The sequence below is a fragment of the Amycolatopsis alba DSM 44262 genome, assembly GCF_000384215.1.
GTDB classification, from domain to species: domain Bacteria; phylum Actinomycetota; class Actinomycetes; order Mycobacteriales; family Pseudonocardiaceae; genus Amycolatopsis; species Amycolatopsis alba.
Window position 1 is genome coordinate 1,874,241 of sequence record NZ_KB913032.1, and the last position, 20,360, is coordinate 1,894,600.

The 20,360-nt window shown below is 69.9% G+C and carries 20 protein-coding genes; 11 read left to right on the forward strand and 9 right to left on the reverse strand.

Annotation, left to right across the window (positions count from 1 at the left end):
- The first annotated feature begins 103 nt into the window (after positions 1-103).
- From AMYAL_RS0108585 to AMYAL_RS0108595, 3 genes are all read left to right on the forward strand, one after another.
- Positions 104-913, forward strand: a complete 810-nt coding sequence (locus tag AMYAL_RS0108585) for an LURP-one-related family protein (protein WP_026466867.1) — start codon at positions 104-106, stop codon at positions 911-913.
- A gap of 120 nt (positions 914-1,033) precedes the next feature.
- Positions 1,034-2,071 carry an MBL fold metallo-hydrolase gene (locus AMYAL_RS0108590; RefSeq protein WP_020630894.1) on the forward strand — a complete coding sequence of 346 codons (1,038 nt, stop codon included), beginning with the start codon at positions 1,034-1,036 and terminating at the stop codon, positions 2,069-2,071.
- Positions 2,068-2,511 carry a GNAT family N-acetyltransferase gene (locus AMYAL_RS0108595; RefSeq protein ID WP_020630895.1) on the forward strand — a complete coding sequence of 148 codons (444 nt, stop codon included), beginning with the start codon at positions 2,068-2,070 and terminating at the stop codon, positions 2,509-2,511. The genes AMYAL_RS0108590 and AMYAL_RS0108595 overlap by 4 nt, the downstream gene beginning before the upstream one ends.
- Positions 2,512-2,675: 164 nt before the next feature.
- Here AMYAL_RS0108595 and mnmA read toward each other — a convergent pair whose 3' ends face one another.
- The 4 genes from mnmA to AMYAL_RS0108620 all read right to left on the reverse strand — a co-directional run bounded on the left by mnmA (position 2,676) and on the right by AMYAL_RS0108620 (position 8,055).
- Entirely contained in the window at positions 2,676-3,767 is a 1,092-nt protein-coding gene (gene mnmA, locus AMYAL_RS0108605; RefSeq protein ID WP_026466868.1) for a tRNA 2-thiouridine(34) synthase MnmA, read from the reverse strand.
- 5 nt (positions 3,768-3,772) lie between these two features.
- A complete protein-coding gene (locus AMYAL_RS0108610; protein WP_020630898.1) occupies positions 3,773-4,969 on the reverse strand; it encodes a cysteine desulfurase family protein in 1,197 nt (398 codons plus the stop codon).
- 49 nt (positions 4,970-5,018) lie between these two features.
- A complete protein-coding gene (locus AMYAL_RS0108615; RefSeq protein ID WP_280632804.1) occupies positions 5,019-6,413 on the reverse strand; it encodes an MFS transporter in 1,395 nt (464 codons plus the stop codon).
- 367 nt (positions 6,414-6,780) lie between these two features.
- On the reverse strand, positions 6,781-8,055 hold the full coding sequence (locus AMYAL_RS0108620; protein ID WP_020630900.1) for a helix-turn-helix transcriptional regulator: 1,275 nt from the start codon (positions 8,053-8,055) through the stop codon (positions 6,781-6,783).
- Between the two features lie 137 nt (positions 8,056-8,192).
- On the opposite strand from AMYAL_RS0108620, the gene AMYAL_RS0108625 reads away from it, so the two are divergent.
- Complete coding sequence (locus tag AMYAL_RS0108625) at positions 8,193-9,080, forward strand: NADP-dependent oxidoreductase (RefSeq protein WP_026466869.1); 888 nt, start codon at positions 8,193-8,195, stop codon at positions 9,078-9,080.
- Positions 9,081-9,258: 178 nt separating this feature from the next.
- Here the strand turns inward: AMYAL_RS0108625 and AMYAL_RS0108630 are convergent, their stop codons facing one another.
- From AMYAL_RS0108630 to AMYAL_RS0108645, 4 genes are all read right to left on the reverse strand, one after another.
- Positions 9,259-10,167, reverse strand: coding sequence for a lysophospholipid acyltransferase family protein (locus AMYAL_RS0108630; protein WP_020630902.1), 909 nt, complete (start codon positions 10,165-10,167; stop codon positions 9,259-9,261).
- The gene (locus AMYAL_RS0108635; RefSeq protein WP_245192838.1) at positions 10,164-10,799 is read right to left on the reverse strand and encodes a GNAT family N-acetyltransferase; all 636 of its coding nucleotides are present in this window, start codon (positions 10,797-10,799) and stop codon (positions 10,164-10,166) included. The genes AMYAL_RS0108630 and AMYAL_RS0108635 overlap by 4 nt, the downstream gene beginning before the upstream one ends.
- 324 nt (positions 10,800-11,123) lie before the next feature.
- Positions 11,124-12,083, reverse strand: a complete 960-nt coding sequence (locus AMYAL_RS0108640) for an electron transfer flavoprotein subunit alpha/FixB family protein (RefSeq protein WP_020630905.1) — start codon at positions 12,081-12,083, stop codon at positions 11,124-11,126.
- A 26-nt stretch (positions 12,084-12,109) separates the two neighbouring features.
- The gene (locus AMYAL_RS0108645; RefSeq protein WP_020630906.1) at positions 12,110-12,895 is read right to left on the reverse strand and encodes an electron transfer flavoprotein subunit beta/FixA family protein; all 786 of its coding nucleotides are present in this window, start codon (positions 12,893-12,895) and stop codon (positions 12,110-12,112) included.
- A 243-nt stretch (positions 12,896-13,138) separates the two neighbouring features.
- Between AMYAL_RS0108645 and AMYAL_RS0108650 the strand changes: the two genes are divergently transcribed.
- Positions 13,139-13,990 (forward strand): DegV family protein, encoded by an 852-nt coding sequence (locus tag AMYAL_RS0108650; protein ID WP_020630907.1) that lies wholly within the window; start codon positions 13,139-13,141, stop codon positions 13,988-13,990.
- Here the strand turns inward: AMYAL_RS0108650 and AMYAL_RS0108655 are convergent.
- Positions 13,971-14,411: a hypothetical protein gene (locus tag AMYAL_RS0108655; protein ID WP_020630908.1), complete on the reverse strand. Its 441-nt coding sequence runs from the start codon at positions 14,409-14,411 to the stop codon at positions 13,971-13,973. The genes AMYAL_RS0108650 and AMYAL_RS0108655 overlap by 20 nt on opposite strands.
- 70 nt (positions 14,412-14,481) lie before the next feature.
- Between AMYAL_RS0108655 and AMYAL_RS0108660 the strand changes: the two genes are divergently transcribed.
- From AMYAL_RS0108660 to AMYAL_RS0108685, 6 genes are all read left to right on the forward strand, one after another.
- The gene (locus AMYAL_RS0108660) at positions 14,482-15,255 is read left to right on the forward strand and encodes a class I SAM-dependent methyltransferase (protein WP_020630909.1); all 774 of its coding nucleotides are present in this window, start codon (positions 14,482-14,484) and stop codon (positions 15,253-15,255) included.
- Positions 15,252-16,763 (forward strand): 1,4-alpha-glucan branching protein domain-containing protein, encoded by a 1,512-nt coding sequence (locus tag AMYAL_RS0108665; RefSeq protein ID WP_020630910.1) that lies wholly within the window; start codon positions 15,252-15,254, stop codon positions 16,761-16,763. The genes AMYAL_RS0108660 and AMYAL_RS0108665 overlap by 4 nt, the downstream gene beginning before the upstream one ends.
- Before the next feature lie 12 nt (positions 16,764-16,775).
- Positions 16,776-17,261, forward strand: a complete 486-nt coding sequence (locus AMYAL_RS0108670) for a glutathione peroxidase (RefSeq protein ID WP_020630911.1) — start codon at positions 16,776-16,778, stop codon at positions 17,259-17,261.
- Positions 17,262-17,545: 284 nt separating this feature from the next.
- A complete protein-coding gene (locus AMYAL_RS0108675) occupies positions 17,546-18,607 on the forward strand; it encodes a chymotrypsin family serine protease (RefSeq protein WP_026466872.1) in 1,062 nt (353 codons plus the stop codon).
- Complete coding sequence (locus tag AMYAL_RS0108680) at positions 18,607-18,840, forward strand: hypothetical protein (RefSeq protein WP_020630913.1); 234 nt, start codon at positions 18,607-18,609, stop codon at positions 18,838-18,840. Before AMYAL_RS0108675 ends, AMYAL_RS0108680 begins: the two co-directional genes overlap by 1 nt.
- Positions 18,841-19,092: 252 nt before the next feature.
- Entirely contained in the window at positions 19,093-20,346 is a 1,254-nt protein-coding gene (locus AMYAL_RS0108685; protein WP_020630914.1) for a glycosyltransferase family 4 protein, read from the forward strand.
- Positions 20,347-20,360 lie beyond the last annotated feature (14 nt).

A 20,360-nucleotide genomic window follows, 5' to 3' on the forward strand; every position in this document is an offset into this window, starting at 1 on the left:
GGTCCGAGTGCGCCAGGCGGCGGGGCCGGGGAGGACACGGACATTCGACGCAATTGCCGTCGACGAGCCCGTGGCGGCACCGGGCGCATTACGCTGACCTGCCATGACGAGCTCTCCACAGCCCGCCGGCTGGTATCCCGACCAGCAGAACCCCCGGATGTACCGGTGGTGGGACGGACAGGCCTGGACCGCCAACACGCGGCCCTCCCACGACGCCGAGATGATCGAGCTGGACATCGAAGGCGCGCACGACCCGGACAAGATCCGGGCGCAGGTGGCGAGGGGGACCCAAGGCCGGGGCGGCGCGGTCACCGGCGGCGGGACCCTGTTCTCCGAACCCGTGCTGGTGGTCAACCAGCGCGCGAAACTCATCGAAATGTCCAATGAGTTCGGGGTGTTCGACCAGAACGGCAACCGCCTCGGCGGCGTCGTCCAGGTCGGGCAGAGCACGTTCAAGAAGGCCATCCGGCTGCTCACGAATTACGACCAGTACCTGACCCACCGCTTCGAAATCCGCGACGCGAACCACAGCACCGTGCTGAAGGTGACGCGGCCGGCGAAGGTGTTCAAATCCCGCTTCCTGGTGACGAAGGCCGACGACTCCCCGATCGGGGAAATCGTGCAGGAGAACGTCTTCGGCAAGATCCGGCTCGGTTTCCTGGTCAACGGCCAGAAGGTCGGCGGGATCTTCGCGGAGAACTGGCGGGCGTGGAACTTCGTGATCAAGGACCACGCCGACGTCGAGATCGCGCGGATCACCAAGACCTGGGGCGGTTTCGTGAAGGCCGCGTTCACCACCGCGGACAACTACGTCGTCGAGATCCACCGGCCGCTGCGGGATCCGCTGGCGTCGATGGTGGTCGCCTCGGCGCTGACCATCGACACCGCGCTGAAGCAGGACGACAGGAACTGAGCGCTCGCCCCGGCAAGTGACCGGGGTCTCACCCCGCTCAAGTGGACACTCGGCTTCCGGCGGCACAAAGTGGGAGGAACTGGGGCGGCACGCTGGAGTGCGTCCGGGACGGAGATCACCATGGAGCCGCTACCCGAAGACGGCGAACGGGACTGGGCCGAGCCGGGCGTCTACACGGTTTCGCCGGGGGTCCACCGGATCCCGCTGCCCCTGCCGCACGACGCGCTGCGCGCGGTCAACGTCTACGTCGTCACCGACGGCACCCGGCTGGTCCTCGTCGACTCGGGCTGGGCGCTGGAATCGGCGCGCGAGCGGCTTTCGCACGGGTTGAAGGCGCTCGGCGCCGGACTCGGCGACATCGACGAATTCCTCATCACCCACGTGCATCGCGATCACTACACGATGGCCGTGGAACTGCGCCGCGAGTTCGGCGGCAAGGTCGGGCTCGGGAAGCTGGAAGAGCCGTCGCTGACCCGCTCCGGCGATCCGGACCGCTTCCCGATGGAGGCGCAGGTCGGCCTGCTGGAGCGGTGCGGCGCGGGCCCCGTCCTCGAGGTGCTCGCCAAGGCTTTCGGCGGCGTCCGGCACACCGAGGCGCATCTGTGGGAGCAGCCCGACGAATGGCTCACCCCCGGCAAGCGCACGATCGTGCCCGGCCGCGAGTTCGACATCGTGCACACGCCGGGCCACACGGCCGGGCACGTCGTCTTCGTCGACGACGAGGCGGGGCTGGTGTTCTCCGGCGACCACGTGCTGCCGCACATCACGCCGTCCATCGGGTTCCAGCCGGTGCCCGCAGACCTGCCGCTGAGCGACTACCTCGACTCGCTGCGCCTGGTGCGCGAGATGCCGGACCGGCGCATGCTGCCCGCGCACGGCCGCGTCACCGACAGCGTCCACGCCCGCGTGGACGAACTCCTGGAGCACCACCGCGACCGGCTGGAGGTCATGGGCGCCGAGATCACCGCGGACGTCACGACGGCGTACGAGGTCGCGCTGCGGCTGGGCTGGACGCGCCGGAAGCGCAAACTCGACGAGATGGACCCGTTCAACCAGATGCTCGCCGTCCTCGAGACCGGTTCGCATCTGGATCTGCTGGTGGCCCAGGGGAAACTCACCGCCGCCGAGACCGACGGGGTGCGACACTACGCCTCATGATCATCCGCCGAGCCCGCCGGGAAGACGTCGCCGCGATCGTCGGGATGCTCGCCGACGACCAGATCGGCAGCACCCGTGATTCCGCCGACGACCTCACGCCGTACCTCAAGGCCTTCGAGGAGATCGACGCCGACCCGGCGCAGCTGCTGATCGTCGCCGACGACGACGGCGAGGCCGTCGGCACGCTCCAGCTGTCGATCATTCCCGGCCTGGCCAGGAAAGGCGCGCTGCGCGGGCAGATCGAGGCCGTCCGGGTGCGGGCGAGCCATCGAGGCTCCGGGCTCGGCGGCGAGCTGATGACGTGGGCCGTCGACGAATCCCGGCGCCGGGGCTGCGCTCTCGTGCAGCTGACGTCGGACGTGAAACGCGAGGACGCGCACCGGTTCTACGAGCGCCTCGGTTTCGAGGCCACGCACACCGGCTTCAAGCTGAAGTTCTGACCCGCTGCCGCGTCTTGTCGTCTGAATGCGGTAGTTCGAGGTGCCGGGGCGGCTGTGGAGACCACCGGCCGTGTCGCGAAAGCCACTTTCGGGACACCAGACGTCGCGAAAGTGGCTTTCGCGACACCCTGGACCGACCGCCCACTGCCGCGTTTCGTCCGCTGCTAGCGGGTTCCCGAGATCTTCGCGCTTCCCAGCACGAGATCGCCTTCGGCCGCGTCGGTGCGGTACAGCACGACAACCTGGCCCGGCGCGACCCCGCGCAGCGGCTCCCGCAGCTGGACAGTCACCGAGTCGCCCGAAACCTCCGCGACGGCCTCGACGATCCCGCCGTGCGCGCGCACCTGGACGACGCATTCGGTGGGCCCGTCCAGCGGCCGTTCGCTCGGCCAGATCGGGCGGTCCGCCTCGATCACGTTCACGCCGAGGTCCCGCGCGGAACCGACCTTCACGGTGCCCGAAACCGGCTCCAGCGAAAGCACGTAGCGCGGCCGCCCGTCCGGCGCGGGCGCCTCGATGCCGAGCCCCTTGCGCTGGCCGACGGTGAAGCCGTGCACGCCGGTGTGCTCCCCGAGCACGGCGCCGGTCTCGGCGTCGACGAGCTGCCCCGGACGCTGGCCGAGCCGCTTCTCCAGGAAGCTCTTCGTGTCCCCGTCCGGGATGAAGCAGATGTCGTGGCTGTCCGGCTTGTTCGCCACCGACAGGCCACGGCTCTCGGCCTCGGCGCGCACGTCGGTCTTCCACGAATCACCCAGCGGGAACAGCGAATGCCGCAGCTGCTCCGGCGTCAGCGAAGCCAGGACGTAGGACTGGTCCTTGCCCGAGTCGACGCTGCGCCGCAGCTCCGGGACACCGTCCACAAGGGACAGTCGCGCGTAATGCCCGGTGGCGACGGCGTCGAAGCCGAGTGCCATCGCCTTGTCCAGCAACGCCTCGAACTTGATCTTCTCGTTGCAGGTGACGCACGGGTTCGGCGTCCGCCCGGCGGCGTACTCGCCGACGAAGGTTTCGATGACCTCTTCGGTGAACCGCTCGGCGAAGTCCCAGATGTAGAAGGGGATGCCGAGGATGTCGGCGGCGCGTCGCGCGTCACCCGAGTCCTCGATCGTGCAGCAGCCGCGGGAGCCGGTGCGCAGCGTGCCGGGCTTCGCCGACAGAGCCAGGTGCACGCCGACGACCTCGTGCCCGGCGTCCACGGCGCGCGCGGCGGCCACCGCCGAGTCCACTCCCCCGCTCATCGCGGCCAGTACGCGCATCTTCCTCACACCTCTTGCTTCTGCGTCTGCTTGCGCATTCCGGCGAGTCCCGCCTGCCTCGCCCTGTCGACGACGCCCGCGATCTCCTTCGAAACCGCTTCAACGTCTTCCGCCGCCGAGGTATGCCCGAACGAGAACCGCAGCGACCCGCGCGCGGCCGCGGGTTCGGCACCCATGGCCAGCAGCACGTGGCTCGGCTGCGCGACACCCGCCGTGCACGCCGATCCAGTGGAACACTCGATGCCCTTGGCGTCCAAAAGCATCAACAGGCTGTCACCCGCGCAACCGGGGAAAGTGAAGTGGGCGTGCGTCGGCAGGCGCTCGCCCTCGCCGCCGTTGAGCACGACGTCCGGCACCTCGCGCCGGACCGCTTCGATCAGGTCGTCCCGCAGTTCGGCGACGCGTTTGGCGTACTCCTCGCGGCCTTCGACCGTGGCCTTCACCGCCGTCGCGAACGCGATCACCGCGGGCACGTCGAGGGTGCCCGAACGCACACTGCGCTCCTGGCCACCACCGTGCAGCACCGGCACGCACGCGGTGTCCCGCCCGAGCAGCAGCGCTCCGACGCCGTACGGGCCGCCCAGTTTGTGCGCGGTCAGGGTCAGCGCGGCGGCGCCGCTCTCGGCGAAGCCGACCGGCACCGCGCCGACGGCCTGGACGGCGTCGGTGTGCAGCGGGATCTCGTGTCCGGCGCAGACGGCGGCGAGCGCGGCGATCGGGTTGACCGTGCCGACCTCGTTGTTCGCCCACATCACGGTGGCCAGCGCGACCGTCTCGGGGTCCTCGCCGATGGCGGCGCGCAGCGACTCCGGGGTCACCCGGCCCGCCTGGTCGACCTCGACCCAGACGATCTCGGCGCCCGCGTGCTGCTCCAGCCACTCGACGGATTCGAGGACCGCGTGATGCTCGACGGTGCTGCACAGCACTCGCCGTCGCTTCGGGTCTTCGCCGTTCCGGGCCCAGAAGATGCCCTTGACCGCGAGGTTGTCGCTCTCCGTGCCGCCGGCGGTGAAGATCACCTCGGACGGCCGGGCGCCCAGCGCCTCCGCGATCACTTCGCGGGCTTCTTCGACCCGGCGGCGGGCCTGGCGGCCCGAGGAATGCAGCGCGGAGGCGTTGCCCACAGTGGACAGCGCCTCGGACATCGCCGCTACGGCTTCGGGCAACATCGGGGTGGTCGCCGCGTGGTCGAGATAGGTCATCGCCTTACCAGGGTAGACCGTTCCGGGGCGTGACCAAGCCCACCCTTGGTCACCGGGTGGCCGCGCTCATACCCGAAGGCCACCGGCCGGTCAGGCGCACCCCGAGCAGCGCGATGCCCGTCAGCAGCACCGAAAGCACCAGGATCGCCACCGTCGGCTCTTTCGCCGAGGCCACCGAAGCGAGCAGAACGCCACCCAAACCGATGGTCAGGGCCGATCCGACCCAGTCGCCGAGCTGCAGCGCCGAGGTGTTGAACCCGCGTTCGGCTTCCGACGAGTAGCGGAGCAGCAGGACCGAGATCGCGGGCATCGCGATGCCCATCCCCGAGCCGCCGACCGCCGACGCCACGAACGCCATCCAGGCGGGGAACGACGGCAGCGGCACGAAGACGAAGATCGCCAGACCGGCCGCGACCAGCGCGAACCCGGTCCGCAGGGAAGCCTCGCGCGACCAGTCGAGCAAGCGGCCCTGCAGCATCGAACCCGCCGACCAGCCCAGCGCCGTCACCGTCAGCGGCAGCCCGGCCAGCGCGGGGCTGTAGCCGTGGACCTCGGTCATCGTGAGCGGCAAGTACGCCTCCATCCCGGCGTACGCGCCCGCGATCAGCCCGCGGGAGGCGATCACTGTCGGCAACCCCGGCCGCGACGTCAGTGTCCCGTGCGGCAGGAGTTTGCGGAGCGCGTACGCCAGGGCCACGAGTCCGGCGCCGCCGTAGGCCAGTGCCGCGAGCGACGGGTGCTGCGCCGCCCAGGTGAGCGCGGCGACACCGAGCGCGGCGACCACCGCGGGCACGACACCGGCGCGGCGCGCGGACTCGCCGGGCACGTGCCGGGGCAGTTTGCGCGTGACGACGACCAGCAGCCCGACGCCGACGGCGGTCAGCGGGATCAGCCCGAGAAACACCCAGCGCCAGCCGACGCTCACGGTCACCACACCCGCGATCGACGGCCCGATCACCGCGGGCAGCACCCAGGCGGCGGCGTTGGCGGCGTAGATCACCGGGCGTTCGCGGTCGCTGAAGGTGAGCGCGATCAGCAGCGACACCGAGACCAGCAGGAGCCCGGCGCCGAAGCCCTGCAGTCCCCTGCCGAGCAGGAGCAGCGGCATGTCGTGCGCGAGCCCCGCCACCAGCAGCCCGACGGCGAACAGCGCGGTACCGGCGAGCAGCGCGGGTGCCGGGCCCTTGCGGTCACCGAGCCGTCCGGACAGGACGGTCGCGACGACGCTGGCGACCAGGAAGGTGGTGAAGGGCCAGGCGTACAGGGCGAGCCCGTCGAGGTCCGCGACCATCGTCGGCATCGCGGTGGCGACGCCCATGCTCTCGAACGCGATGAGCGTGACCATGAGCAGCAGCCCGATCGTGGTCACGCGGTGTTCCGGCGTCCACAGGACACCCTTCGGCTTCGCCTTGTCCCCAGTGATCGTCATGGGAAAAGCGTGCAACCTCCAGTTCGGTGGAGGTCAAGCGGTTCGGACGCCGGTCAGTGAGGGCTGAAGGCTCCCTTCGCGTCACGCCCGCCAGGTTCCGGTGCCCCCTGCCCGACGCGGCACCGCCGGAAGGCACGGGCCGGGCGGGTCGTGAGTGGCGACTGGCGGTCGAGCGGGGAGGATTCGGGACGTTGTACGTCCGGAAGCTTCCCCCGTGACCGGTGCGACCTTGATCAACGGAGGATTGGGGACGGTGAGTGTCCCGGATCTTCCGTTGATCAAGATTCAAGACCGGTCGAGCCCTACAGCCGCGAAACCGCCACCTTCGCTCAGGTCAGGCGTGGGTAGGAAAATGCTGGTCCGCTCTAACCGTCCTCACCACTCACGACACCTGACCGACGGGTGCCAGCCGCAGCTCCCGCGCCAGCACGGCGGCCTCGCCGCGCGACGTGACTTCGAGCTTTCCCAGGATCTTCCGCACGTGGAACTTCACCGTGTGCTCGGTCAGCCGCAGTTCCTCGGCGATCTGCCGGTTCCGCTTGCCGAGGGCGATCCCCGCGAGGACTTCGAGTTCCCTCGAGTTCAGCCTGTCCAGCGGGCGCAGCTCCGGGGTCTCCGCGACCCCCAGCGGCAGGATCGCGGTGATCGTGGCACCCCAGCCGGGGACGGCGTCGACCTCCCAGCGGCCGCCGAGCGGGGTGATCCGCTCGGTGAGACCGGTGGCGGGCACGGCGCGGACGACGTCCGGGCCGTCGTCGCGCACGGTGATCCGCAGCGTCCCGCCGTCGATCAGCCACGAGGCCCGGACACGGGAGCTGCCGCGTTCCAGCGCGGCGAGCACGAGGCCGCGGGTGACCGTGCGCGAAGTGTGCGCGATGTCCTGCGGGAGCGGGCGTTCGTCACCGGGCCCGGCGAGGTCGACGGTCACGTCGTTGTGGCGTACCAAGGGATCCAGCTGCGCGGCGAGGGTGTCGAACGCCGCCGACGCCGGTTCCGCCGAGAGCTCCTGATCCCGGTCGGCGACCGAGCGCAGGTCGACCAGCGCGGCCGCGGCGAGGTCGGTGGCCGTCTGGCGAGCGGCGGCGTCGCCGAGCCGCCGTGAGCGCAGCACGGCGAGCAGCGAGGCCAGCGTGGTCGCGTGGGTCTGTCCCAGATCGGTGATCGTCTGCGCCCGCGCCGTCGCGGCCGCCAGGTTGCTCGCGAGGATCTCGGGTTCGGGATCCGTGGCGCGCTGGGCGGCGTTCACGCTGACGATGTCCCACAGCCCGGCGACGATCCCGAGCGCGCGATCGGCGGGCGCGTCCTCGGTGGGGACGAGCGCGATCATCGCCCCCTTGCCGATCACCGGCGCCGAGGTCAGGACGACGAGTTTCCGCCGCTTCCCGCCGAGGGTCTCTTCGGCGACCACCGCCTGGCCGGGGACGCCGAGCGCGGCGAGCCGCTGAAGTTCCGCGCTCGTGACCGATCCGGTGATCACCGGATCGCCGTCGACCTTGATCGGGATACGGGAGCAGTCGCCGGTCTCCATCGCGGCGGCCCGGTGCGGCAGGACGGCGGCGGCCGTCGCGGAGAACCGCGGCAGGAATTCGGCGCGCGTGGCAGCGAGCAGGTGCTCGACCTGGTTCAGCACGTACAGCGGATCCGACCACTCGTCCATGGGTCCACAGTAGGCGCGTTCCCCGTGCGCGCCGCTGCTCGCCCGGCTAGTGAACACTGCTCGTCCGAGCGGTTCGGGCGGCCTCCGGGCGCCGGTTGACTGATCGCAGCGAAGAAAATCCGAAAACAGGAGTGAACATGCGAGCGATCACCATCACCGAGTACGGCGACACCGACGTCCTCAAGTCCGCCGGGGTCCCGGTGCCGGTTCCGGGCACGGGTCAGGTGCGGGTCGCGGTCAAGGCCGCCGGGGTCAACCCGATCGACTGGAAGATCCGGACCGGTGCCATGGCGGAGGTCCTCCCGGTCGAATTCCCGCACATCCTCGGCCTCGAATTCGCGGGCGTGGTGGACGCGGTGGGCGAAGGCGCCGGATTCGCCGTCGGGGACGAGGTCTTCGGCTGGCCGGACACCGGGACGTACGCGGAGTACGCGCTGGCGAGCGCGGTCGCCCGTAAACCCGCCGGGCTTTCGTGGGCCGAAGCCGCCGCGCTGCCCGTCGCCGGCGAGACGGCGCTGCGCGTGCTGGGCGAACTGGAGGTCAAGCCGGGCGAGACGCTCGTGCTCCACGGGGCGAGCGGCCAGGTCGGCCGGGTCGCGACGCAGGCCGCCGTCGCGCTGGGCGCCACGGTCATCGGGCTGGCGGGTGCTTCGTCACTGGACGAGGTGAAGGCGCTCGGCGCGGTGCCGGTCGAGTACGGCGACGGCTGGGTTTCGCGGGTCCGCTCGGTCGCGCCGGACGGCGTCGACGCGGTGTTCGACGCCGCGGGCTTCGGGGTTCTGAGCGACTCCGTCGAGCTGCTCGGTTCAACCGACCGGCTGATCACCATCGCCGACCCTGCCGCGTACGCGCAGGGGCTGAAGTTCTCGGCCGGCGGGGAGCAGACCCCCGCGGTGCTGGAGGATCTCGTCTCGCGGGGGCTGAAGCTCAAGCTGGGGTCCGCTTACGCACTCGCGGATGTCGCGGAGGCGCACCGGGAGAGCGCCACGGGGCACGCGAGCGGGAAGATCACGCTGACGTTCTGAAGCCTCGTGAGTGGCGAGGGCGTGACTCGCGTGATCAGAGCCGTGATTCACGTGCGTGGAGCCGGAACTCGCGTGACTGGACACCGCACTCGAAGATGCGGGCCCGATCACGCGAGATCCGGCTCTGATCACGTGAGATCCGGCTTCGATCACGCGAGTGCGGTGCCGCGTGACCCGCTCAGGAGCCAGGCACCTTCGCGGCCGGCACTGGCGCCGGGAGCACCACCGGAACCGGGGCCGGAGCGCCACGGCGCCGCCGCTGAGCCGGGATCTGCACCCGCCCCAGTGCCGCCTGTACCGCGGATTCCGCCAGCGCGGCCAGTTCCCGCCGGTCCGAAGCGCGGCCCGGCGCGATCTCCGGGCACACGTGCACCTCCAGCACCAGACCGCGCAACGCCGCCACCCGCCGCAGCGAGGCGATGAGCGACTCGGGCCCGATGAACGCCGGCTGCGTCGTCTCCCGCCCGTCGGCGAGCCGGAAGCGCAGCGCGAGCGGCCGCACCGGGACACCGCCGTCGATCGCGGCCTGGAACGTCGCCGGGCGGAACCTGCCCGAGCCGAGACCGCACCAGGTGGTGCCTTCCGGGGTCACGCTGACGAGTGATCCGCCGCGCATCGCGCCGGCGAGTTCGTCCATGGTCGCGGGCAGGCTCCGCAGGTTCTCCCGGTCGAGGAAGATGCTGCCGCCGCGCCGGACCAGCAGGCCGAGCACCGGCCAGGTGCCGACCTCCTTCTTCGCGAGCGCCCGCATCGGCTGGACGGCGTTGATCGCGATGATGTCCAGCCACGAGATGTGGTTGTTCACCACGAGCGCGCCGCGGCCGGGCACGGCGCGGAAGCTTTCGTCACCGAGCACGCGCAGCCGTACCCCGAACGAGCGAAGGATCCCCGCGAACAGCAGGCGCACCAGCCGTTCCCGCGGCATGCCGCGCAGCACGAGCACCAGCGGCGCGGACAGGAAAGCGCCGAAGATGACGCCGATCGCCGCGGTGAACCGGAGGACACGCCGGGGGAACGCCACCGTCGGCGCCCCTTCGGTCAGGCAGCCGTCGCCACACGGCGACTTCGGCATCCAGGCGTGGGTCATCCCTGCTCCCCCAGGAAGAACTTGAGATACCGCTCGTCGACGTTGTGCAGATCCAGCAGGACGAAGAAGTCCGCGACACCGAAATCCTCGTCCAGCGCGGGCGGGCCGTAGATTTTCGCGCCCAGTCGCGTGTAGCCCTTGATGAGCGGCGGAATGATCGCGCGCGCGGGCCGCTCGACGCCCTCGGTCCGCCACGGGTGCAGCGGGGTCACCCGGCGCGACTCGTCCGCGTAGTGCTTGGCACGCAAGACATCCCAGACGCCCGCCGCGTAGGCCCCGCCGTCGTTCAGCGGCACGGACGCGCAGCCCGCGAGGTACCGGTGCCCCGCCAGCAGCATGTAGCGCCCGATCCCCGCCCAGACGAGGCTCACCACGGCGCCGCTGCGGTGGTCGGGGTGCACGCACGAGCGCCCCGTCTCGACCAGCGAAGGCCGCAGTGAATCGAGGGCCGTGAGGTCGAATTCGCTGTCGGAGTACAGCTTTCCCGCTCGCGCCGCCCGATCGGGCGGCAGCATCCGGTACGTGCCCACGATCTCGCCGGTGTTGTCGTCCCGTACCACGAGGTGATCGCAGAACTCGTCGAAGTAGTCGACATCGAGGCCGGGTTCGAGCGAATTGAGCGTCGCTCCCATTTCCTCGGCGAACACCTGGTGACGGAGGCGCTGCGCGGCAACGACTTCTTCGTTTCCGTTCGCGACGAGAAGGGAGTAACGCGGCGCATCGGCCGGGAGTTCGACACCTGCCTGGTCAGTACTGACGAGGAGCTGTGACGTCGTCATAATCAAGGTCTACCCCCGGAGGGGTACCAACGACAATGCGCCCGATGGCCGATTAGTGCACGTTCAGTTAATTGCGGGTTCTCAGGCTTCTCTCAGGGTGGAAGATCACTTCCGGGTCACAGAAAAGGGGCCGCCAGGGAAATAATCTCTGGACGGCCCCTTCACTGAATGCGAGACTCAGCCCTTGCGCTTCTGGACCTCTTCGGCCAGCTGCGGCGCGACGTTGAACAGGTCGCCCACCACACCGAAGTCGGCGATCTCGAAGATCGGCGCCTCGGCGTCCTTGTTGACCGCGATGATGGTCTTCGAGGTCTGCATGCCCGCCCGGTGCTGGATCGCACCGGAGATGCCCAGCGCGATGTACAGCTGCGGCGAGACCGTCTTGCCGGTCTGGCCCACCTGGAACTGCGCCGGGTAGTAGCCCGAGTCGACGGCGGCGCGGGAAGCACCGACGGCCGCGCCGAGCGAGTCGGCCAGCGTCTCGACAACGTCGAACTTCTCGGCCGAGCCGACACCGCGGCCACCGGAGACGACGACCGAGGCCTCGGTCAGCTCCGGCCGGTCGCCGCCGACGATCGGCTCGACACCGGTGATCTTGGCGGACTTCGCCGGGTCGCCTGCGGGGACCTCGACGGTCTCCTCGGCGGCGGCACCGTCGGCCTGGGTCGCCTCGACCGCGCCGGGGCGGACCGAGATGACCGGGACACCCTTGGTGGCCTTGGCCTTGACGGAGAACGCGCCACCGAAGATGGACTGGTCGACGCTGCCGTCGCTGTTCACGCCGACGGCGTCGTACAGCAGACCGGAGCCGAGGCGGACCGCGACACGGGCGGACACCTCCTTGCCCTCGGCGCTGGCCGCGACGAGCACGGCGGCCGGGGAGGTCCGCTCCGCCAGTGCGGCGAGAACGTCCACCTTCGGGGTGACCAGGAAGCCGGTGGCGTTGTCGCCCTCGGCGACGTACACCTTGGCGGCGCCGTGCGCGGCGAGGGCTTCCTTCGCCTTGGCGGCGGTGCCGGTCGGGCCGACGACGACCGCGGACGGCTCACCCAGTTCACGAGCGGCGGTCAGCAGCTCGAGCGTGACCTTCTTGACTTCACCGTCGACGTGGTCGACGAGGACGAGTACTTCAGCCATTTCCCTATTCCTCCTCGAAACCTGTCTCAGATGAGCTTCTGCGCGACCAGGTAGGCGGCCACCTTGCTGCCGCCGTCACCCTCGTCCTCGACGCGCTCACCGGCGGTGCGCGGCGGCTTCGGGGAGGCTTCGAGCACGGACGACCAGGCGTTGCCCAGGCCGACCTCACCGGCGTCGAGGCCGAGGTCCGCGACGGTCAGCGTCTCGACCGGCTTCTTCTTGGCGGCCATGATCCCCTTGAAGGAGGGGTAGCGCGGCTCGTTGATCTTCTCGCCGACGCTCACCACCGCGGGGAGGTTCGCCTCGAGGTGCGTGACGCCGTCCTCGGTGTAGCGGTCGGCCTTGATCGAGGTGCCGTCGACGGTCAGCTCGTTCACGTGGGTCAGCTGCGGCAGGCCGAGCAGCTCGGCGATGATCGCAGGCACGGCGCCACCGCGGCCGTCGGAGGCCTCGTTACCGGTGATGACCAGGTCGAAGCCTTCGACCTTCGAGATCGCGGCGGCCAGCACCTTGGCGGTGGCGATCGCGTCGGAGCCGTGAAGGGCCGCGTCGGAGACGTGGATGGCCTTGTCGGCACCCATGGACAGCGCCTTGCGGATCGCGTCGGTCGCGCGGTCGGGACCCACCGAGACGACGGTGACCTCGCCCTCGCCCGCTTCCTTGATCTTCAGGGCTTCTTCGACGGCCTTCTCGTTGATCTCGTCGAGCACGGCGTCGGCGGATTCGCGGTCAAGAGTGTTGTCGGCACCGGAGAGCTTCCGCTCCGAGTAGGTGTCCGGTACCTGCTTGACCAGGACAACGATGTTCGTCATGGGTCTACTTCGACCTCCCGTTGGTGGCCGGCGTCGGCCACGGGGCAACAGCTCTACTGGCCGGTAGATTAGGGCTATTTCGGTGCCGCGGCCCGCCGAGGTGACCTCATTCACCTGGATGCACGTTTTATCGGGACCATCGTCCAGGTTTTTCACCCGGAAGTGAGTGTAACCGGGCGACTAACCCGAACGGCCGTATTCCGGGGTACTCCCGGAGAGGGTGACGGGCTAACCTGCCCCACCATGCGTTCCATGCCCGGCCCTGTCGCCGTGATCACGGACTCCACCGCCTGCCTTCCCGCCCCGGTCGCCGAACGCTGGGGAATCGGCGTCGTACAGGTTCAATTGCAGGTCGGAGAGCAGTTCGACGAGGAGAACCGCTACGACCGCGAAGAAATCATCGACCAGCTGCGCGCCGGGACCCCGGTGAAGACGGCACCGCCCGAGGTCGCCGCGTTCTTCTGGGCGTTCCAGGACGCCGCGAGCAAGGGCGCCTCGGCGATCGTCAGCGTCCACATCTCGGGACGGATGTCGGAGACGGTGAACGCCGCCCGCGAAGCCGCCCAGCAGGTGAACATCCCGGTCCACGTCCTCGACAGCGGGACCACCGGGATGAGCCTCGGTTTCGCGGCGACGTCGGCGGCCAAGGTCGCCGCCGCGGGCGGCCAGGCGAGCCGGGTCATCGACGCGGCAGAGCGCCGGTTCCGCGGCAGCCGGGAGATCCTCTACGTCGACACGCTGGAATTCCTGCGCCGCGGCGGCCGGATCGGCGCCGCGCAGGCGTTCCTCGGTTCCGCGTTCTCGATCAAACCCCTGCTGACGCTGAAGAACGGCGAGGTCGCCCCGCTGACCCGCGTGCCGGGTCAGCGCCGGGCGCTCAACAAGCTCGTCGACCTCGCGGTGGACTGCGCGGGCGATCAGGACGTCGAAATCGCCATCACCCGGTTCGGCCCGGACGAGCGCGACCTGGAGATCGGCGGGCGGCTGCGGGCGCGGCTGCCCAAAATGGTCGACAGCACCCTGGTGGACGCCAGCATGATCCTCGGCGCCCACCTCGGCCCCGGCGCCATCGGCATCACGGTGTCGCCGGTGTAGGGCCTTCTTCCGGGATCGACACACGCGACGGGATCAGCACCAGCACCAGCGGGAGCACCGCGCCCAGCGCCGTCATCGCGACGATCAGCACCTGGTCCACCGGCTCGAAATGCGAGACGTGGCCCAGGTGGTAGAGGAAGTGCGGCAAGCCGAAGAGGAAGGTCGCGAGCGCCGCGAGCCTGGCCACGGCGGTCGTCCCGATCACGGCGGCGCCGATCAGGATCGCGGCGAGCGCCAGGTTGAGGCCGCCGAAGTCGCGGAGCAGGTGTTCGTTGAAGGGGCCGTCCATGGCGACCCAGCCGGTGCGGAAACCGGGGAAGTCCCGGTAGAAGCCGTCCGGGCTGAGCAGCGGCCACAGGCCGACGGGCAGTTCGACGAGACCGAAGACGACGAGCAGTACGCGGGTGATTGTCCGTTGCATGTCTTCTGGACTCCGGCAGCGCGCGAAACGTGACACGCGGGCCCAAGTGACCGGCCGGTAGGGTCGCGGCGTGACCACCCCAGCCACCAGGGCCGAAGCGCTGCACCTCACCGGTGAACGCACCGTGCCGGGCATCGCCGAGGAGAACTATTGGTTCCGCCGCCACGAGGCCGCGTATCAAAAGCTCCTCCCGCTCTGCGAGGGCAAGACCGTCCTGGAGGCGGGCTGCGGCGAGGGCTACGGCGCCGGGCTCATCGCCACCGTCGCCGAGCGGGTGCTCGCGCTCGACTACGACGTCCTCACCACCGAGCACGTCGCCCGCCGCTACGCGAGCGTCGGCGTGGCCAGGGCGAACCTGGTGTTCCTGCCGCTGCGGGACGCCTCGGTCGACGTCGTCGCCAACTTCCAGGTGATCGAGCACCTCTGGGACCAAGGCGCCTTCCTCGCCGAATGCCGGCGCGTGATCGCCCCCGGCGGACGGCTGATCGTCACCACGCCCAACCGGCTGACCTTCACCCCGGACAGCGACACCCCGCTCAACCCGTTCCACACCAGGGAACTCGCACCGTCCGAATTGGACGGACTGCTGCGTGAGGCCGGTTTCGAGGTCGAGACCCTGCACGGCCTCCACCACGGGGAAGGCGTCGCGAAGCTCGACGCCAAGTACGGCGGCTCGATCATCGACGCCCAGCTCGACGTCGTCATGGGACAGCTGCCCGGACAGGCGACCTGGCCCGCGGAACTGCTCGCCGACGTCGAGAGCATTCAGGCGTCGGGCTTCGCCATCCACGGCGAAGACCTCGACGCCAGCCTCGACCTGGTCGCCGTGGCGGTGCGGGCATGAGCGAGTACGAGGGCACGTTCTGCCTCGTCGTGCACAGCCACCTGCCGTGGCTGCCGCACCACGGATCCTGGCCGGTCGGCGAAGAATGGCTTTACCAGGCCTGGGCGCATTCCTATCTGCCGATGGTCGATCTCTTGCGTCGCTTCGCCGACGAAGGCCGCGAAGACGTCCTCACCCTCGGCATGACGCCGATCCTCGCCGCCCAGCTCGACGACCCATACTGCATCGACGCCTTCCACGACTGGCTCGGCCACTGGCAGCTGCGGGCTTGGCACGCGTCGACGCTCTGGCGCGGCGACCCGCTGCTGCGCGACCTCGCCGCGAGCGAGTACCGGACGGCGATCAAGGCGTCGGAAGAACTCGAAACCCGCTGGCGCCACGGTTTCTCACCGATCCTCCGGTCCTTTGCAGACAACGGGACGATCGAACTGCTCGGCGGCCCGCTGGCGCATCCGTTCCAGCCGCTGCTCGACCCGGCCGTCCGCGACTTCATGCTGCGCGGCGGTCTCGACGACACCGCGTTGCGGATCGGCCGCCGCCCCGAAGGCATTTGGGCGCCTGAATGCGGTTACGCGCCCGGCATGGAGGCCGGCTACGCCGCCGCGGGCGTCCGGCGGTTCATGGTCGACGGGCCGTCCCTGCACGGCGACACTTCGGCCGCGCGGACCGTCGGCGATTCCGACGTCGTCTGCTTCGGCCGCGACCTCGAAGTCACGTACCGCGTCTGGTCACCCAAGGCCGGATATCCCGGCCACGCCGCCTATCGCGACTTCCACACGTGGGCGCACGAGGTCGGCCTCAAACCGTCACGCGTGACCGGGAAGACCGTCGAACCGCCGGACAAGGCGCCTTACGAACCGGCGATGGCGGCGGCCACGCTCGGCGGCCATGTCCAGGACTTCGTCGACACCGTGGTCGCCCGCCTGCGCTCGCTCAAGGCCGAGCACGGGCGCGAGTCGCTCGTCGTCGCCGCGTACGACACCGAACTGTTCGGACACTGGTGGCACGAAGGACCGGCCTGGCTCGAAGGGGTGCTGCGCGCGCTGCCCGAGGCCGGGGTCCGCGTCACCACCCTCAAGGGCGCGCTCGAAGCTGGCCACCTCGGCGGGCGGGTCGATCTTCCCGCGTCCTCGTGGGGCTCGGGCAAGGACTGGCGGGTCTGGGACGGCGAGCAGGTCGCCGACATGGTGCGGGACAACACCGCGCTGCAGCAGCGGATGCTCGATCTCGTCACGGGGATGGACACGACGACACGCGACCCGGTCCGCGATCAGGCCGTCGCCGAGGCGATGCTGGCGCTTTCGAGCGACTGGGCGTTCATGGTCACCAAGGATTCCGCCGCCGACTACGCGCGGCGGCGCGCGAAGGCGCACACCGACCGGTTCGACACACTCGCCGGGCTGCTCCGCGACGGAGCGCTCCACCGGGCGCGGGAGACCGCGGCCGCGTTCCGGCGCGACGACGGCCCGTTCGGGCACGTCGACGCGCGCGACCTGCTGAGGAAATGACGAAAGGGAATCATGGCGATCCACGACATTCCGCTGAAGACGCTCGCCGGTGAGGACACGACGCTCGGCGCGCTCGACGGCAAAACGCTGCTGGTGGTGAACGTGGCGTCGAAATGCGGGCTGACGCCGCAGTACACCGGACTGGAGAAGCTGCAGGAACGCTACGCGGACAAGGGGTTCTCCGTCGTCGGGTTCCCCTGCAACCAGTTCGCGGGCCAGGAACCGGGCACCGCCGAGGAGATCCAGACCTTCTGCTCGACGACGTACGGGGTTTCGTTCCCGCTCTTCGCGAAGCTGGACGTCAACGGGGAATCGCGTCACCCGCTCTATGCCGAACTGACCAAGGCGGCCGACGCGGAGGGCGCCGCCGGCGACGTGCAGTGGAACTTCGAGAAGTTCCTCGTCGCCCCGTCCGGTGAAGTGGTGGGCCGGTTCCGCCCGCGCACCGAACCCGAAGACGCGTCGATCACCGAGGCGATCGACGCCGCGATCGGCTGACTCACGATTCGACACCGCGCGGGCGGGTTTCCGGAGCGACTTCCGGAAACCCGCCCGTTTCCTTTTCCGGTAAACCGGTGACCAAAGTCCCTAAATATCCCCACCATCGGCACGATGGCCGGTTGATCATTCACAAACCCTTGTCACGTAAGGGAAAACTCACCATAAGAGGCTGAATCGGTGTACCCGATTGCACTATGGCGCGCCCCTGCGACCAGGGGAAGACTCTTTCGTCGGGGCTCCCGCACTTCGTCACCGCCGACAACCAGAAAAGTGTGGCCGACATGATCGAAAAGAACATGCTTCCGCAGGAATACCTCTCACTCGCGAGCGTACAGGCGTCCGAAGAGAGCGCTCTTCTCGACCGGCAGAACGTCGTGGGTGTCGCACTCGGCACCAAATGGTCGGGCGGAACCGACACCGGGGAAAAGGCGATCACGGTCCTGGTCGACACGAAGCTGCCGAGCGAACTGCTCCGCGACGACGACCTCATCCCGGCGAAGCTTTCCGGCGTGCCCACCGACGTCCAGCAGGTCGGCGTGCTGCAAGCGGGCCGGACGATCGCGACACCGAAGGTCAACGGCGCTTCCCCTTCGCTCGCCGAAGCACCGGCGCCGCCGCTCCGCCAGGTCGAAGCTCCCCGTGAGGCCGTCGACCCGTTGACGCTGGCCAGGCGTTTCCGCCCGGCGTTCGGCGGGCTGAGTGTCGGTCACTTCCAGATCACCGCCGGCACGTACGGCACCGCCGTCTACGACGCCACTTCGCTGCCCGGCATACCGCCGAGGTTCTACATCCTGAGCAACAACCACGTGCTGGCCAACACCAACGCCGCGGCCATCGGCGACCCGATCCTGCAGCCGGGCCCGTTCGACGGCGGCGTCATTCCCAGTGACATCATCGCCCGGCTGAGCCGGTACGTGCCGATCAAGTTCATCACCCCTGGACAGCCGGCCCCGCTGAACTTCGTCGACGCGGCCGTCGCCGAAGGCCAGTTCCACGACCTCGACCGGCGGATCTTCTGGGTCGGCGACCTCCGGGGCGTCAACCCGGCGCCGACCGTCGGCCTGGTGGTGCAGAAGACCGGCCGGACCACCAGCTGGACGACCGGGCGGATCACGAACATCAACGCCACCGTCGACGTCAACTACGGCGGCGGCCGGGTGGCCCGGTTCGCGAACCAGCTGCTCACCACCAACATGTCGGCCGGTGGCGATTCGGGCAGCATCGTGGCGGAGCTGGACAACGACTTCGCCGTCGGCCTGCTGTTCGCGGGTTCGCCCGCGGTCACCGTGGTCAACCGGATCACGCTGGTCGAAGCCGCGCTCGGGATCCGGGTGTACCCGTAGTGTCCGATTCCGATACTTCCGACACCGTCGATGCCGCGCTCGCCACGGCGTCACGATGGCTCGACGACGTTCCAGGAGTGGTCGGGGTCGGGCAGGGCGAGGCCGAGGGGGCACCCACGATCGACGTGTGGATGACCCCCGGTCACGACTCCGGGCGGCTGCCTTCTCAGCTGCTCGGAGTGCCCGTCCGGGTCAAGGACTCCGGCGGCCCGGTGGAGATTCAGCCGGACTGACCCGCTTCGACGACCGCGCCGTTGCGGGTGGAGGCGGCGGCCGGTTCCACCCGACGATCCGTTCGAGGTGCGCGCCGACCTCGGCATGGCGTTCGACGAGCTGTGCCGAGGTCGCCGTCATCTCGGTCGCCTCCACCCGCGCCCCGCCTGTGACCTTGAGCACAACCGTCACCCCTGTCGCCCTCGCCCGGCTTCCACCGGCGGGCGATCTCCCCGTCCCGGTGACGGCTGACTCACGAGTAACCTCCACCCATGCGCGTGCTGATGTTGTCGTGGGAGTACCCACCCGTGGTCGTCGGCGGACTCGCACGGCACGTCCACGCCCTGGCCAGGCACCTCGCCCGGCAAGGGCACGACGTGGTCGTCCTGTGCCGTCACACGGCGGGCACCGACGCCGAGACCCATCCGAGGACCGATCGCGTGGTCGAGGGCGTGCGGATCATCCGCGTCGCCGAGGATCCGATGCACGTGACCTTCGAACGGGACCTCGTCGCGTGGACGCTGGCCATGGGGCACGCGATGGTCCGCGCCGCGACCGACCTGCTGCGCACCTGGCAGCCGGACGTCGTCCACGCGCACGACTGGCTGGTCACCCATCCCGCGATCGCGATCGCGGAGGCCGCGCGGGTCCCGCTGGTCGGCACGATCCACGCCACCGAGGCCGGGCGGCACTCGGGCTGGCTCTCGCATCCGCTGAACCAGCAGGTGCACTCGGTCGAATGGTGGCTCGCGAACCGCTCGGACGCGCTGATCACCTGCTCGCAGGCGATGCGGCGCGAAGTGGCGCATCTGTTCGAGGTCGAGGGCGACGCGGTCACCGTCATCCACAACGGCATCGAGGAACGCACCTGGCAGGTGCCCGAGGAAGAGGTCGCGCACGCGCGCGAGGTCTACAGCCCTTCCGGGGCCCCGCTGCTGCTGTACTTCGGGCGGCTGGAATGGGAGAAGGGCGTGCAGGACCTGCTCGCCGCGCTCCCCCGGATCCGCCGCGCCAAACCGGGGACCCGGCTGGTCGTCGCCGGCAAGGGCAGGCATCTGGAGGAACTGGTCGACCAGGCGCGCAAACTGCGCGTCCGCCGGGCGGTGGACTTCGTCGGGCACCTGTCCGACCGCGAACTGCGCGCCGTGCTGGCCGCGGCCGACGCCGTCGTGCTGCCCAGCCGGTACGAACCGTTCGGGATCGTCGCGCTGGAAGCCGCCGCCGCGAAGGCGCCGCTCGTGGCGTCCACGGCCGGCGGGCTCGGCGAGGTCGTCGTCGACGGCGAGACCGGTCTGGCGTTCAGCCCCGGCGACGTCGACGCCCTCGGGGACGCCGTCGAGGCGGTGCTGGACGACGAGGTCGCCGCGGCCCGCCGGGCGCTGACAGCGCAGTCGCGCCTGGCCGCGGACTTCGACTGGGGCCGCATCGCCGAAGCGACGGTCGCGGTCTACCGGCGTGCCCGTGTCGGGGAGCCGGTGGAACTGGGGCGCCCGAAGATCGCGACAGGCAACGCTTTCGAGCCGTAAACCGCATCCAGAGG

Excerpts from the sequence above, each read along its gene's own strand:
- AMYAL_RS0108595 (WP_020630895.1), top strand. The coding sequence starts at position 2,068 with ATGATCATCCGCCGAGCCCGCCGGGAAGACGTCGCCGCGATCGTCGGG.
- AMYAL_RS0108675 (WP_026466872.1), top strand. The coding sequence starts at position 17,546 with ATGATCGAAAAGAACATGCTTCCGCAGGAATACCTCTCACTCGCGAGC.
- AMYAL_RS0108650 (WP_020630907.1), top strand. The coding sequence starts at position 13,139 with ATGCGTTCCATGCCCGGCCCTGTCGCCGTGATCACGGACTCCACCGCC.
- AMYAL_RS0108635 (WP_245192838.1), bottom strand. The coding sequence starts at position 10,799 with ATGGGAGCGACGCTCAATTCGCTCGAACCCGGCCTCGATGTCGACTAC.
- AMYAL_RS0108585 (WP_026466867.1), top strand. The coding sequence starts at position 104 with ATGACGAGCTCTCCACAGCCCGCCGGCTGGTATCCCGACCAGCAGAAC.
- AMYAL_RS0108625 (WP_026466869.1), top strand. The coding sequence starts at position 8,193 with ATGCGAGCGATCACCATCACCGAGTACGGCGACACCGACGTCCTCAAG.
- AMYAL_RS0108665 (WP_020630910.1), top strand. The coding sequence starts at position 15,252 with ATGAGCGAGTACGAGGGCACGTTCTGCCTCGTCGTGCACAGCCACCTG.
- AMYAL_RS0108620 (WP_020630900.1), bottom strand. The coding sequence starts at position 8,055 with ATGGACGAGTGGTCGGATCCGCTGTACGTGCTGAACCAGGTCGAGCAC.
- AMYAL_RS0108590 (WP_020630894.1), top strand. The coding sequence starts at position 1,034 with ATGGAGCCGCTACCCGAAGACGGCGAACGGGACTGGGCCGAGCCGGGC.
- AMYAL_RS0108630 (WP_020630902.1), bottom strand. The coding sequence starts at position 10,167 with ATGACCCACGCCTGGATGCCGAAGTCGCCGTGTGGCGACGGCTGCCTG.
- AMYAL_RS0108670 (WP_020630911.1), top strand. The coding sequence starts at position 16,776 with ATGGCGATCCACGACATTCCGCTGAAGACGCTCGCCGGTGAGGACACG.
- AMYAL_RS0108610 (WP_020630898.1), bottom strand. The coding sequence starts at position 4,969 with ATGACCTATCTCGACCACGCGGCGACCACCCCGATGTTGCCCGAAGCC.
- AMYAL_RS0108645 (WP_020630906.1), bottom strand. The coding sequence starts at position 12,895 with ATGACGAACATCGTTGTCCTGGTCAAGCAGGTACCGGACACCTACTCG.
- AMYAL_RS0108640 (WP_020630905.1), bottom strand. The coding sequence starts at position 12,083 with ATGGCTGAAGTACTCGTCCTCGTCGACCACGTCGACGGTGAAGTCAAG.
- AMYAL_RS0108685 (WP_020630914.1), top strand. The coding sequence starts at position 19,093 with ATGCGCGTGCTGATGTTGTCGTGGGAGTACCCACCCGTGGTCGTCGGC.
- AMYAL_RS0108655 (WP_020630908.1), bottom strand. The coding sequence starts at position 14,411 with ATGCAACGGACAATCACCCGCGTACTGCTCGTCGTCTTCGGTCTCGTC.
- mnmA (WP_026466868.1), bottom strand. The coding sequence starts at position 3,767 with ATGCGCGTACTGGCCGCGATGAGCGGGGGAGTGGACTCGGCGGTGGCC.